The following is a 15,206-nucleotide window of genomic DNA, read 5'->3' on the forward strand; positions in this document are numbered from 1 at the left end:
ACAACTTATTTTTGCATGAATTAACGACATATTGTAATCAAAACAAAACAAGTATGAAACATCTTAACAAATTAGTTGTCGCTATCTTTATGTTTGCTGGACTAAGTTCAACTGCTCAAGATAGTAATAACCCTTGGGCAATCTCTTTTGGAGCTAATGCCGTAGACGGAGGTAGAGTTAGTGCTGCCGAAAGCGTTAAAAATCAGTTTTCTGAATATTTTAATGCAAGAGATTTTTGGAACATTGTTCCTTCTGTATCTTACTTAACTGTTTCCAGACATGTAGGGGGTAATTTTTCTTTCGGTGTAACTGGATCTTTTAACAAAATTGACAAATTCGTAAGCCCTAAAGACGCAACCGGAGATTATGTTGTGACAGATATTGATGAAATGTATTATGCTGTTGATGGAACGATTAATTTCAGTGCAGGTACTTATTTAAAATTTATTGAACCAGTGTTACACATCGGTGGAGGTTATACTTTCTTAGGTGATAATAGTGCCGGAACAGTAAATGGAGGTTTAGGTTTTAATTTTTGGTTCTCTGAAGTTGTAGGTCTTTCTGTAAAATCTACATACAAACATTCGTTTGAAGATGATAGAACAGTTATGCCTGCTCATTTACAGCATTTTGCCGGTCTTACTTTCAAATTTGGAGGTAAAGATACTGATGGTGATGGTATTTATGATAAAGATGATGCTTGTCCTGAAGTTCCAGGGTTAAAACAATATAACGGATGTCCTGACTCAGACGGAGACGGAATTATTGATGGTGACGATGCTTGTCCAAATGAATTTGGTTTAGCTGAATTCCAAGGATGTCCTGACACAGATGGTGACGGCGTGCCGAATAAAGATGATGAATGTCCAGAAGTTGCCGGATTAAAATCATTGAAAGGTTGTCCTGATACTGATGGTGACGGAATTGCTGACAAAGACGATTCTTGTGTTAACGAAAAAGGACCAAAAGAAAACAATGGATGTCCATGGCCAGATAGAGATGGTGATGGGGTTCTTGATAAAGACGATAAATGTCCAGATGTAAAAGGAACTGTTGCTAATAATGGTTGTCCTGAAGTATCAGAAGAGGTTGTTAAAAAATTAAATGATTATGCAAAATCAATCTTATTTGATACTGGAAAATCTACAATCAAGTCTAGTTCATTCGAAACGTTAGCTTCTATCAAAAATGTAATGAATGAGTATACTCATGCAAGATTTAGAATTGAAGGTCACACAGATAGTACAGGTAGATTAGCTACAAACGAAAGACTTTCAAAAGAAAGAGCTGCGGCAGTTAAAGATTACTTAATTGCTAATGGCGTTGATGCATCAAGATTAGAATCTGAAGGTTATGGGCCATCTAAACCAGTAGCTGATAACAAAACAGCAGCTGGTAGAGCACAAAACAGAAGAACAGAGGTTGTTTTAATAAAATAATTTTAATTAAAAATAAATTTTGGAAACGCTCCGATTATCGGGGCGTTTTTTTATTTTTATAACATGAAGTCAACCTCTTTTATATCGTTACTTGCAAAGCATATTGTTATCAATTACGCTGCTACAATTGAAGAATTAGTGGTTGTTCTTCCTAACAAAAGAGCAAAAGTGTTTTTGTTAGAAGAATTAAAAAATGAAATTCAGCAAAATAGTTTTGCCCCCAAAATAATAAGTATTGAAGATTTTATTCAGGACATCGCGGGTATACGATCGGTTGATTCGATTGAGCTATTATTTGAATTTTACACTATTTATTCTCGTTTAGCTGATAATGACAAGCAACCTTTTGAGCAGTTTTCTAAATGGGGTAAAACATTGTTGCACGATTTTAATGAAATTGATCGCTACTTATTTGAGCCCAACTATGTGTTTTCCTACCTTAAAGACATTGAAGCTCTTAAAAGATGGAATCTTGAACCGCAAGATAAAACCAAATTAATTGACAATTACCTCCTTTTCTGGGAAAGTATCCCGTTATATTACCAAGAATTTTATAAACATCTATTGTCCAAAGGAATAGGATATCAAGGGCTAATTTATCGGGAAGCAGTTGACAACTTGAATTACTTTTCTGAAAACCTTAAACAGCAAGTGATTTTTGCCGGTTTCAATGCCTTGAATCAGGCCGAGGAAAAAATTATTCAACACTTGCTTTCAATTGAAAAAGCAGACGTGTTGTGGGATGTAGAAGAAACTTTTCTCAACGATTCGTATCATGATGCCGGTTTGTTTGCCAGAAAAATTAAAAAATCATGGCCTTATTACAAATCAAATTCCTATCAATGGATTTTTAATGAATTTAAGAAACCCAAGCAGATTCAAATCATGGGAACTCCAAAAACAATTGGTCAAGCTAAATTGGTTGGAGAAATAATTGAATCGATATCATTAGAGCACAAACTTCAAAACATTGCCATAATTCTTGGAGAAGAAAACATGCTAATTCCGTTATTACATTCTTTGCCGGAATCTGTTTCTCATCTAAACATTACAATGGGCTATTCCGGGAAAAATAATCCGGCTCAACTGTTAGTTGCTAAGCTATTTAAAATGCACCAGAACGCACATAAAAGAAGTCATACGAATAGTTATGTTTTTTACTATAAAGATGTGTTAGATGTGTTGCAAAATCCACTTGTTGACCCAATAGTACAAGCAGAATCAGTTGTTAAAAAAATAAACAATAATAATTATAGTTTTATCACCTTAACCAAATTGGTAGAATTTTACGAAGTTGATAATTCGTTTTTTTCGCTTTTGTTCCAAAGATGGGAAGCTAATCCATTGCAGATCTTACAAAGAGTTTCCTCCATTTTACTTCAAATCAGAAGTTTTTTGCAAGAAAAAACTCCTGAAGATAAGTTGACCAGTAGTTTTGTATTTGCCGTTTTTAAAGTGATTAATAAATTGACAACCTATTGTGAGCAACACAATCACATCACTACAATTGAAGGTTTGTTTTTACTTTATAAAGAAATTATCGATTTAGCAGAAGTTTCTTTTGAAGGTGAGCCTCTACAAGGATTACAAATTATGGGTGTGTTGGAAAGCCGCGTGCTTGATTTTGAAACCGTTATCATAACCTCTATGAATGAAGGAATTTTTCCTGCCGGTAAAAATCAAAATTCGTTTATTCCGCTTGATGTAAAAAGAGAAATCGGACTGCCAACATTCAAAGAAAAAGATGCAATTTATACCTATCATTTCTACCATTTATTACAAAGAGCCAAAAATATTTATTTGCTGTATAATACCGAATCCGAAGGGATTGATGCCGGAGAAAAAAGTCGTTTTATCACACAATTAGAAGTTGAAAAGCAACCTAATCATGTGTTAACGCATCAAGTTTATAATGCCTATTTACCTGAAAATGCCAGAAAACAAATTGTTGTAGAAAAATCAGATTTAATCATGAATCGTTTACAAGAAATGGCAGAAAGTGGATTCTCTCCTTCAACAATTACAACCTATATTAGAAACCCAATTCAGTTTTATTTTCAACGAATTTTGCGAATTTCCGAAATTGATGAGGTAGAAGAAAATATTGCGGTAAATACACTCGGAACAATTATTCATAAGGCATTAGAAGAATTGTACAAACCTTATTTAAATACTTTTTTAACCAGTTCCATGCTTGAATGTATGTTGCAATTGGTAAATGAGGAAGTCTTTAAACAATTCAAAGAAGTTTATAAAGAAGGCGAAATAGCAAAAGGTAAGAACTTATTGGCTTTTGAGGTGGCGAAACGAAATGTTTTTAATTTTATTCAACTCGAAAAACAACAATTGGAGTTTGGCGATGCTGTTAAAGTACTGTTTTTAGAACAAAATTTCGAACAAATATTGTTAGATGAACGCTTGCCTTTTCCTATAAAAATCAAAGGGAATGTTGATAGAATTGAACTTCGAAACGGAATGATACGGATTATTGATTACAAAACCGGAAAAGTAGAACAAAAAGATCTTTCTATTCAGCATTGGGAAGGCTTAATGGAGGATATCAAACACGACAAAGTTATTCAATTATTATGTTATGCATTGATGGTTCAATCTGAGTTCAAAGGTATGGAAGTTGAGGTAGGTATTATTTCATTTAAGAACTTAAAAGCCGGATTTATGCCTTTTCAAATAAAACAAGGTAGAGAAGTAATCAGTAATAAGGTAAATGCAAGTATAGTAGAGGATTTTAAAACAGAATTAATTAATTTACTTAATTTTATTCTTGAAAAATCAATTTCTTTCGAGGAAAAAATAAATTAAGATGGAAAAATTAAATGAAAAAATAGAGCAAATTTCTACCTATCTTCATGAAAATTGGACGGTGATATTGGTTGCATTTAGCGTTCTGATTATTGGTTTTTTGTTGGCTAATTTAATTAGTTCACTTTTGAATAAAAGATTAAAAAACAGAATTAAAAATAGCTTATCTGTACTTTTTATTGCCCAAATTATTCGTGTTGCTCTAAAAGTAATCATCTTTTTATTTTTTCTCAGTTTGCTTGGATTTAAAGATATTACTACCAACATTTTAGCCGGTGCAGGTATTTTAACTTTTATTGTCGGATTTGCCTTTAAAGATATTGGCGAGAACTTTCTAGCGGGAATAATCTTAGCATTCAAGAGTCCTTTTCAGGAAAATGATTTAATAGAATCCGAAAATATTGTGGGTTACGTAAGAGAACTACGTGTGAGAGAAACAGTTGTCAAAACGACCGATGGAAAAGATGTTTTTATTCCTAATTCGCAAATTTTAAAAAATCCTTTGATAAACTATACTATTGATGGCTTTTTACGATATGATTTTATGTTAGGACTAGACTACAGTAGTGATGTTAAAAAAGCAATTTCGGTAATCTTAGATTCTTTGCAACAAGTAGACGGTGTTATTCACGATACCAAAAAACCTACTGTAGTTATTGATGAATTGGCCGCTAGCACCATTAATTTGAAGATTCTATTTTGGATTGACACGTTTAAATCCAGTTCAAAAACGTATCATTTGAGCATAAAGAATGAAGTAATGCAAAAAGTACTCATGCGTTTAACGGAAGAAGGATTTAGTTTGCCTTCAAATATTGTTGAAATTAAACAATATGAAGGCTAATTATATTTTTTTTAAAAAGTTAACCAAAACCGACTTCAATTCTGATTCATTTTCAATATGACTCATGTGTCCGTCCGAGAAAGAGACTAATTCAACTTTGGTGTTTTCAATTTGCTCTAAATTGTCTATGTAATTTAAAACACCGTCTTTTTTTCCTAAAACCAACAGCATCGGATAAGGAGCAAAATGAAGAATGACTTCTCTGTCTTTTCTGATTTTCATGCCTTCTAAAGCAGCAACAATGCCTTGAAGTGGCGTTTTTAACGCTTCGTTACGAACTTCTTCGATTTTATCCGCTAAACGCTCCCGATTGTCTTCACTAAATAAATTAGCGATACTCATTCGAACAAAAGCTGAATAGTTTTGTTTCACGGCAGCTATCGCTCGGTCTCTATTCCCCTTGCGTTCCTCGCTATCGGCACGCGAAGTCGAGTTGAGCAAAACCAAACCTTTTACATTATCTGGATACAATTCGGCGAAAGCCAATGCCACATAACCGCCCATGGAATGCCCGATAAAAATCCCTTTTCTAATTTTGAGTTCGTGCAAAACGTGATGAACCATATCCGCCTGATCTTCCATCGTGTGAATGTAACCTAAACATTCAGTAGCTCCATGACCTAGTAAATCAATGTTGATTACACGGTTTTTCTTTGAAAATTCATCCACATAAGCATTCCACATGGAAAGGTTTTCCAAAAAGCCGTGTAATAGCACAACAGCCGTTCCTTTTCCAATGTCGGTGTAGTTGATTTTGGTGTTTTTATAGAGGATGGTTTGGGTTTCAGGTTTCAAGTTTAATGTTAAAAAGTTACGCTTACAAAGTAAATTATTACCAAACTAAAATCCTATTTTTTGAGAAAAGGAATTTTGAGATGAATAGATTAATAGCAATAAATCCCGTGTCATTTCGACGAAGAAGAAATCACATAAAGTTGTTCAGATAATGAGATTCCTCCTTCGTCGGAATGACAACTTTTTGGGCAAAAAAACGACCTACATTCCTGCAAGTCGCCTTTTAAACTTATAAACCTTTAAACTTTTAAACCAAACTAAGCATTCATCAAAGATTCAATCTCCTCAATTTCAATCGGAATATTTCGCATCAAATTAAACGGTTCGCCACTTTTTTGAATCACCACATCATCTTCCAATCGAATACCAAAACCTTCTTTTGGAATATAAATGCCGGGTTCCACGGTAAAGACCATATTGGCTTGCATGGGTTCATGCAACAATCCGTAGTCGTGCGTGTCTAATCCCAAATGATGCGAGGTGCCGTGCATAAAATATTTTTTATAAGCCGGCCATTCCGGATTTTCATTTTGCATATCGGCTTTGTCCAACAGACCTAAACCTAATAATTCTGAAGTCATTATTTTACCCACTTCCACATGGTATTCTTTCCATAATGTGCCGGGGACTAAAAGTTTGGTAGCTTCGTTTTTTACATTCAAAACCGCATTGTAAACGGCTTTTTGACGGTCGTTGAATTTCCCTGAAACCGGAATCGTTCGCGTCATATCACTCGAATAATTGGCATATTCCGCACCCACATCCAACAAAATCAAATCGCCTGCTTTGCATTGTTGGTTGTTTTCAATATAATGTAAAACATTCGCATTATTACCAGAAGCAATAATCGGCGTATAAGCAAATCCTTTCGAACGATTTCTAATGAATTCGTGAGCAAATTCGGCCTCAATTTCATATTCCATTACGTTCGGTTTTACAAAAGATAGCACTCTTCGAAAACCTTTTTCAGTTAAATCACAGGCTTTTTGCAACAAATCAATTTCTTCACTTTCTTTTACCGAACGTAAACGCTGCAAAATCGGATTGCTTTTTTCCACTTTGTGAGCCGGATAATTTTCTTTCCACCATTTGATAAAACGAGCCTCGCGGGTTTCTGTTTCAATCGAAGCACGGTAATGCTCGTTGGTGTTGATGTACATCGTATCAGAATAAGCCATGACTTCTTTCAAAATCTTATGAAAATCACTTAACCAATACACCGATTTAATACCTGAAACTTCAAAAGCTCGTTCTTTAGTGAGCTTTTCACCTTCCCAAACGGCAATGTGTTCATTGGTTTCTCGTAGAAATAAAACCTCCTTCAAATGTTGATAAGGAGCATCGGGAAACAAAAGCAAAATACTTTCTTCTTGATCAACACCAGACAAATAGAGGATGTCACGGTGTTGAGCAAAAGGCAACGTCGAATCAGCACTCACCGGATAAATATCATTCGAATTAAAAACCGCCACACTATTTGGCTTCATTTGAGCTGTAAATTTTGCTCTGTTTTTGATGTATAAATCGCGATCAATCGGATGGTATTTCATAATTGAAAAGATGTAAATTGTGTAAAAATCAAAATTAGTAAGAATACAACGATTTGCTGTTAATTCAACGATAAAATTTTGTCAACAGCGTAGTTATGCCTAATTTTCCGTACTAAATTTAATCAAATGAGGAAAGAACGCGTCGGTTTTGTTTGGCTTCTCTTTTTTGTTTCCTTTTCATGGGCTCAAAATGCCACTGTTTCAAACGAAAATTCTCTCGTCAAAAACATTGCTTTTCAAAGTGTTGGACCAACCATTATGAGTGGAAGAGTGGTGGATGTAGATGTGAATCCCAACAACCCAATCGAATTTTATGTAGCATATGCCTCTGGCGGACTTTGGTATTCCAACAATAATGGAATGAGTTTTGAACCGGTCATGGATACTGCTCCAACTATAAATGTAGGTGAAATTGCTGTAGATTGGAAAACCGGAACCATTTGGGTGGGAACCGGTGAACACAATTCCTCTCGTTCTTCTTACGCCGGTATCGGAATTTTAAAATCCACCGATAAAGGGAAAACATGGAAAAATATGGGCTTAACCGACAGTCATCACATCGGGAAAATTGAAATTAATCCCAATAATTCAAACGAAATAATAGTAGGCGTTACCGGACATTTGTATTCCAAAAATAATGAAAGAGGAATCTTCAGATCAACCGATGGAGGACAAACGTGGAAACAAACGTTGTTTATTGATGATGAAACCGGAGTTATTGATATTTCAGTTTCGCCAAAAAATTTCAACATTCAGTATGCTGCGGCCTGGAAAAAAGACAGAAAAGCTTGGAATTTTTTAGGAAACGGCTCTACTTCCGGAATTTATAAAAGTGAAGATAGCGGAAATTCTTGGAAATTAATTTCAACCCCCGAAAGTGGTTTTCCAACTGGAGATGGAGTAGGAAGAATAGGCTTGGCAGCATTTGATAATCAAACGGTGTATGCAGTGTTAGACAACCAATTCAATCGTCCTAAAACTGAGGAGAGGCAAAACGATTTGCCAACCATGTTCAGTGTACCGGGTGATGTTTTTATGCAGATTTCAGACAAAGAAATTAACACTGTTTTAAAAAAGCACGGACTTACCGAGAAATATAGAGCTCAAAATTTAAAAAATATAGTCAGTAACGGTGATATTCTTCCGGAAGAATTGTTAGCTATTTTTAAAGATGCGAACAAAGCCTTGTTTGAAACCGAAGTCATTGGAGCCGAAGTTTATAAATCAACCGATGGAGGGAAAACATGGAAAAAAACACATACCGATTTTATTGATGATTTCTTTTATACGTATGGATATTATTTCGGAAGAATTGCAGTAGATCCATCAAATGTAGATAAACTTTATGTTTGTGGTGTACCATTGATTAAATCGGACGATGGCGGAAAAACTTTTGTTTCCATCAATCGGGAAAATGTGCATTTAGACCATCATATCGTTTGGATAAATCCGAAGAAACCAGGGCATTTAATCAACGGAAATGATGGTGGATTAAATATTTCGTATGACGATGGAGCAAACTGGACAAAATGCAATTCACATGGCGTGAGTCAGTTTTATTCAGTGAATGTTGATTATCAAAAACCGTATAACATTTATGGAGGAATGCAAGATAACGGTGTTTGGTTTGGTCCAAATAATTACAAGTACAACGTAGAATGGCACCAAGAGGGAAAATATGCCTACGAAAGTTTAATGGGAGGCGATGGTATGCAAACGCAAATTGACCGAAGAAATCCTGACATTGTTTTTACCGGATTTCAGTTTGGGAATTATTATCGCATCGATAGAAGTAAAAAAGAAACCAAATACATTTCGCCAAAAGCCAATAAAGACGAAAAACCATTGCGATTCAATTGGCAAACCCCAATTTTGCTGTCTTCGCATAACCAAGATATTTTGTACATGGGTTCGCAGTATTTGCATCGTTCCTTCGATCAAGGTGAAACGTGGACACCTATTTCTTCTGATTTAACGCAGGGTGGAAAAGAAGGAAATGTGGCTTATGGAACCCTCACCACCATTAGCGAAAGCAAAAACCAATTCGGAGTAATTTATGTGGGGAGTGATGACGGTTTGGTGCATATTACGAAAGACGGCGGCGTGAATTGGCAGAACATTTCAACTACTTTTCCAAAAGATTTGTGGGTTTCCAGAGTAGTTGCTTCGACTCACAAAACCGAACGGGTTTATGTTACTTTAAACGGTTATCGCTGGGATGATTTTAAATCGTATGTATATGTTTCGGATGATTATGGACAAACCTGGAATTCTATTGCTCCACAACTCGAAACACTTTCTGTGAATGTTTTGGTAGAAGATAATGTAAATCATAATATTTTATATTTAGGTTCGGATAATGGTGTTTACATTTCGTTCGATCAAGGAAAAAATTGGCAAGTTTTTAATAACGGAATGCCTCCCGTTGCTGTACACGATATGGTTATTCAAACCGAAGCACATGATTTGGTGGTTGGTACGCACGGAAGATCAATTTTTAAAGTGAATTTAAAATCAATTCAGCAATTGAACGAGGAAACATTAGCGTTAGAACTAAAAATATTTTCATTGGATAATCTTCCACATTCGAAATTCTGGGGAAGCACTTGGAGTAAATGGTTGCCTGCCAATGAACCAAAAATCGATGTAGATTATTACGTAAAAAATCAAGGCGAAGTAATCATTCAAGTTATTCACGAAAACGGAATTGTTGTATTCGAAGAAAAACAAACTGCGTCAACCGGAATAAATCAATGGAACTATAACGTTGAAATTTCAAAATCCGGAATTGAGAAATGGAAGAAAAAAAATAAAAAAGTTACTTTAACCGAATCGAAAAACGGAAAAACGTATCTAATTCCGGGAAAATATCAAATTAAAATCACACAAGGGAAAGTTTCACAATCAACCCCTTTTGAAATCATAAAAAATGAAAGAAATAAAAAAGAATAATTTTTCAAGTAAATATCTGTTAGTAAGGCTCTTATTGTTGTTAATATCAGCATTTTCATTAGCCCAAAACAAATCCCCCTACCAAGTTTTCGATAAAAACGGCAAAAAATCATCCTATGAAAAAATCCTAAAAGCAGCCGAAAAATCAGAACTTGTTTTGTTTGGAGAGCATCATGATAATTCAGTCGTGCATTGGTTACAATTGGAATTTACAAAAGATTTAGCTGAGAGAAAGTCACTAGTTTTAGGAGCAGAAATGATTGAAGCCGATAATCAAAAGCAGTTAAATCAATACCTGAATGACGAAATCGATCAAAAAAAGTTTGATACGACAGCTCGTTTGTGGAATAATTACAAAACCGATTACAAACCATTAGTTGATTTTGCGAAAGCGAAAAATTTTCCTTTTATCGCTACAAATGTTCCACGTCGATATGCCAGTGTAGTTTTTAAAAAAGATTTTGTTGGTTTAAATGATTTATCAGATGAAGAAAAAAGCTGGATTGCTCCGTTACCCATCCCGTTTGATATCAATTTAGAGGGTTATAAAAAAATGTTAGAAATGATGGGTGGTCATGCAGGTGAAAAAATGCCTAAAGCTCAAGCTATTAAGGATGCAACAATGGCTCATTTTATTGTTCAAAACCTAAAAAGCGGCACCGTTTTTGTGCATTATAATGGCACCTATCATAGTGATTTTTTTGAAGGAATTAGTTGGTATGTTAATCAATACCGTAAAAACACCAAAATTATTACAATAGCTACTGTTGAACAAAAAGAGTTAACCAAATTAGAGCAAGAGCATTACAATAAAGCCGACTTTATTCTCGTTATAGACGAAGACGTGACCAAAACCTACTAATATGACCAAATGGATTAAATTGACCGCTGTAATTTTTCTCTTAGTGATAAGTTACGGATTTTTCTCTTGTAGTTCCGAAGACGGAGCTTCCGAGTCGGCTAATTTAATCATCAAAATTAAGTTTGATCCTAACCAAACTCGATTAAACAACTTGGGTCAACCTTCCGTCATTCCGGATGGAAATGCTGCTCAAACCCCCGATATGAAAAACATTAGTGCTCATTATTTAGAATTAGCACCCTCGGCAACCACTTTATTAGGACAAGGAAAAGTTTTGTATCACGCACCAGAAACTGATTTGGGTGGTGCATTGGCGATTGATTTCAGTCAGGCAAAAATTGTAGGTCAAAACGAAGTCTTTTTAACTATTCCCATCACGCCACAATTGGCAGGCTCGTATGAGTGGGTGCGACTTTCCCTATCTTACCAAAGTGGAAAAATTCAAGTATTAAGTCAAGGAACAACCTATAATGGGACTTTAGATAGCTTTTTAGGATACAATACCTATATCGGCTCACATAGTATAGGAAATAATGTTTTTCCTGTAAATGGAAATAAATTACAAGGCTATTGGGCATTTGCTTTAGATTCTTTTCCGTATATGACTTCCGGACAAGCTCCTCCCGGGGCGACAACAGTTCCTAACCCATTATTTCAAACTTCACCTATTCCACAAGGTTCCTGTGTCGTGACCGGAAAATTTGAAAATAGCCTAACTCTAGTCGGAAATGAAAAGTCCGATGTAGTCGTAACATTATCACTTTCAATTAACAACAGTTTTGAATGGACAGAAGTAATTGAAGACGGTAAATACCAACCTTCAGTTGGAGAAAATGTTGTAGATATGGGGATACGCGGTATGGTTCCTAGCTTTATTAAATAAAAAGAGTAAATATACTTAGTATCAAGACTAAATTAATTTCTTTTAAACAGATGTTAATCCTTCTTTAAAATCGTTTTAAATAATAGCGAAAAGGTTGTAGTTAATACTAATTAGCTGTAAATTTGTGTGAAATTTTTAAAAATTTATTTACACAACGTTATGGCAAAATCTGCACTTCTAAAGTCATCTATCGGGAAAAAGTATTGGATGGCTCTTACGGGTTTATTTTTATGCTTGTTTTTAGTGGGTCATTTGGCGGGTAACTTACAGTTACTAATGCCAAATAGTCAATTGCAATTTAATCAATATGCATTGTTTATGACTACTAATCCGGCTGTAAAAATTCTTTCTTATCTTACCTACATTTCTATTTTATTCCATGCTGTTGATGGAATTCTTTTAGCAATTCAAAACAAAAAAGCAAGACCGGTTGGTTATGCAAAATCAAACCCTTCCGCAAACAGTAGTTTCGCATCAAGAAATATGGCGGTATTGGGAACATTAGTGTTGGTATTTATTGCTACACACATGATTAATTTTTGGGCAAAAATGCATTTTGACAAAAATATGCCTCTAATGACCCAAACAATTGAGCCTGCTCCGGGGATGAAGAGCGAATATTATGTTGGGAGAGCTACTGGTCAATACTATAAAATAGATCAAGTAAAATTACCCGGAGAAAAAGAACTTGAAGCAGGTTTTCCTCCAAAACAAATGGAAATTAGAAACGGTACAGATTTATACAATGTGCAAGCAAATGTAAAAGTAGGTGAGGTTTACAAAGATTTATATAAAATTACGTTTGATTTTTTTAAAGATAAAAAGTACGGGTTGTATTTTACAATTTTTTATGTCTTTTCTATGCTTGTTTTAGCTTTTCATTTATGGCATGGTTTCCAAAGTGCTTTTCAATCATTGGGATTAAATAGTTCAAAATGGACGCCTGTGATAAAATTTACCGGAAAAGTTTTTGCAGTAATCGTTCCGTTACTATTTGCAATTATTCCGCTTTATATTCATTTTAGTAAATAATCAACATCAGAAATATATCATGAAGTTAGATTCAAAAATTCCGGAAGGTCCATTAGCAAATAAATGGACAAACCACAAAAATCATTTAAAATTAGTTGCTCCCAATAATCGTCCGAAAATTGATGTTATTGTTGTTGGAACCGGTTTAGCAGGGGCTTCAGCAGCCGCTTCTCTTGGTGAAATGGGATATAATGTGAGTGCTTTTTGCTTTCAAGACTCTCCTCGTAGAGCTCATTCCATTGCCGCTCAAGGAGGAATTAACGCCGCTAAAAATTATCAAAATGATGGTGATAGTATATACCGTCTTTTTTACGATACTATTAAAGGCGGTGATTACCGTGCTCGTGAAGCAAACGTGCATCGTTTAGCTGAAGTTTCCGGTAGTATCATCGACCAATGTGTGGCTCAAGGTGTTCCTTTTGCTCGTGAATACGGCGGAATGTTAGATAACCGTTCCTTCGGTGGAACACAGGTTCAACGTACATTCTATGCAGCGGGTCAAACCGGGCAACAATTGTTATTAGGGGCTTATTCTGCTTTGTCAAGACAAATCGGTTTAGGGCGTGTTAAAATGTACAACCGCCACGAAATGTTAGAGTTGGTGAAAGTGGACGGTAAAGCTCGCGGAATTATTGCTCGAAACTTAATTACAGGTGAATTAGAAAGACATTCTGCTCATGCTGTAATTATTGCTTCTGGAGGTTACGGAAATGTATATTTCCTCTCTACTAATGCCATGGGAAGTAACGTTACTGCTTCATGGAAAATTCACAAACAAGGTGCTTTATTTGCCAATCCTTGTTATGTTCAAATTCACCCAACGTGTATTCCGGTTCATGGCACCAATCAGTCTAAATTAACGTTGATGTCTGAGTCATTGCGTAATTCCGGACGAATTTGGGTGCCTAAAAAGAAAGAAGATGCCGAAGCAATTCGTGAAGGGAAATTAAAACCAACACAAATTGCAGAACAAGACAGAGATTATTATTTAGAAAGAAGATACCCTGCATTTGGGAACTTGGTTCCGCGTGATGTTGCTTCTAGGGCAGCGAAAGAACGTTGTGACGAAGGATTTGGAATAGAAGCCAACGACACCAACGAAGGCGTTTACCTTGATTTCTCTACAGAAATTAAAAACAAAGGAAAGCAAGCTGCGTATGCACAAGGGAATCATAATCCTTCCGAAGAGGAAATCATTAAATTAGGTAAAAAATGGTTGGAAGAAAAGTATGGTAACTTATTTACCATGTACCAAAAAATTACTGACGAAAATCCCTACGAAACTCCGATGAAAATTTATCCTGCCGTGCATTATACCATGGGAGGTGTTTGGGTAGATTATAATTTAATGTCTACTATTCCGGGATGTTTTGTGGCGGGAGAAGCTAATTTTTCTGATCACGGTGCCAACCGATTAGGTGCTTCTGCCTTAATGCAAGGTTTAGCGGATGGTTATTTCGTATTACCTTATACCGTTTCCAACTATTTAGCAGACGAAATCAGAACCGGAAAAATTTCAACTGATTTGCCGGAATTTGCCGAAGCCGAAAACAATGTTAAAAACCAAATTGACAAGTTTTTGAATAATAACGGTACCAAAACGGTTGACCATTTCCACAAACGTTTAGGATTAATCATGTGGAATAAAGTAGGTATGGCTCGTAACGAACAAGGTTTAAAACAAGCTATTTCCGAAATTGCTCAACTGAAAGAAGAATTCCATAACGATGTATTCGTACCAGGAAGTGCTGATGAGTTAAACCCTGAATTGGAAAAAGCTCTTCGCGTTGCCGATTTCATCGAACTCGGACAATTAATGGCTATGGATGCGTTGCAACGTAACGAATCATGCGGTGGTCACTTCCGTGAAGAGTACCAAGATGCTGAAGGAGAAACATTACGTGACGATGAAAACTTCAAATTTGTGGGAGCATGGGAATACAAAGGTTCAGATATTTCAAAATCAGAACTTCACAAAGAAGAATTGAAATACGAAGAAATCAAAATTGCAGCTAGAAATTATAAATAA

At 35.4% G+C, this 15,206-nt stretch carries 10 protein-coding genes; 8 read left to right on the top strand and 2 right to left on the bottom strand.

What is annotated here, in order from left to right:
* The first annotated feature begins 53 nt into the window (after positions 1–53).
* From R2782_RS04000 to R2782_RS04010, 3 genes are all read left to right on the top strand, one after another.
* Positions 54–1,439 carry an OmpA family protein gene (locus R2782_RS04000; protein WP_371266781.1) on the top strand — a complete coding sequence of 462 codons (1,386 nt, stop codon included), beginning with the start codon at positions 54–56 and terminating at the stop codon, positions 1,437–1,439.
* Positions 1,440–1,502: 63 nt separating this feature from the next.
* Positions 1,503–4,259, top strand: coding sequence for a PD-(D/E)XK nuclease family protein (locus R2782_RS04005; RefSeq protein WP_371266782.1), 2,757 nt, complete (start codon positions 1,503–1,505; stop codon positions 4,257–4,259).
* A 1-nt stretch (position 4,260) separates the two neighbouring features.
* On the top strand, positions 4,261–5,103 hold the full coding sequence (locus R2782_RS04010; protein ID WP_371266783.1) for a mechanosensitive ion channel family protein: 843 nt from the start codon (positions 4,261–4,263) through the stop codon (positions 5,101–5,103).
* On the opposite strand, the gene R2782_RS04015 is transcribed toward R2782_RS04010, so the two are convergent.
* Together R2782_RS04015 and R2782_RS04020 are read right to left on the bottom strand one after the other, a co-directional pair.
* The gene (locus R2782_RS04015; RefSeq protein WP_371266784.1) at positions 5,104–5,898 is read right to left on the bottom strand and encodes an alpha/beta fold hydrolase; all 795 of its coding nucleotides are present in this window, start codon (positions 5,896–5,898) and stop codon (positions 5,104–5,106) included.
* A 257-nt stretch (positions 5,899–6,155) separates the two neighbouring features.
* Complete coding sequence (locus R2782_RS04020) at positions 6,156–7,448, bottom strand: aminopeptidase P family protein (RefSeq protein WP_371266785.1); 1,293 nt, start codon at positions 7,446–7,448, stop codon at positions 6,156–6,158.
* 126 nt (positions 7,449–7,574) lie between these two features.
* On the opposite strand from R2782_RS04020, the gene R2782_RS04025 reads away from it, so the two are divergent.
* The 5 genes from R2782_RS04025 to R2782_RS04045 all read left to right on the top strand — a co-directional run bounded on the left by R2782_RS04025 (position 7,575) and on the right by R2782_RS04045 (position 15,206).
* Positions 7,575–10,400, top strand: a complete 2,826-nt coding sequence (locus tag R2782_RS04025) for a glycosyl hydrolase (RefSeq protein WP_371266786.1) — start codon at positions 7,575–7,577, stop codon at positions 10,398–10,400.
* Entirely contained in the window at positions 10,378–11,262 is an 885-nt protein-coding gene (locus tag R2782_RS04030) for a ChaN family lipoprotein (protein WP_371266787.1), read from the top strand. Before R2782_RS04025 ends, R2782_RS04030 begins: the two co-directional genes overlap by 23 nt.
* 1 nt (position 11,263) lies before the next feature.
* A complete protein-coding gene (locus tag R2782_RS04035) occupies positions 11,264–12,145 on the top strand; it encodes a hypothetical protein (protein ID WP_371266788.1) in 882 nt (293 codons plus the stop codon).
* A gap of 159 nt (positions 12,146–12,304) precedes the next feature.
* Positions 12,305–13,177 carry a succinate dehydrogenase cytochrome b subunit gene (locus R2782_RS04040; RefSeq protein WP_371266789.1) on the top strand — a complete coding sequence of 291 codons (873 nt, stop codon included), beginning with the start codon at positions 12,305–12,307 and terminating at the stop codon, positions 13,175–13,177.
* Positions 13,178–13,196: 19 nt separating this feature from the next.
* Positions 13,197–15,206: a fumarate reductase/succinate dehydrogenase flavoprotein subunit gene (locus R2782_RS04045; RefSeq protein ID WP_371266790.1), complete on the top strand. Its 2,010-nt coding sequence runs from the start codon at positions 13,197–13,199 to the stop codon at positions 15,204–15,206.

The sequence above is a fragment of the Flavobacterium sp. genome (genome assembly GCF_041392085.1).
GTDB lineage: Bacteria > Bacteroidota > Bacteroidia > Flavobacteriales > Flavobacteriaceae > Flavobacterium.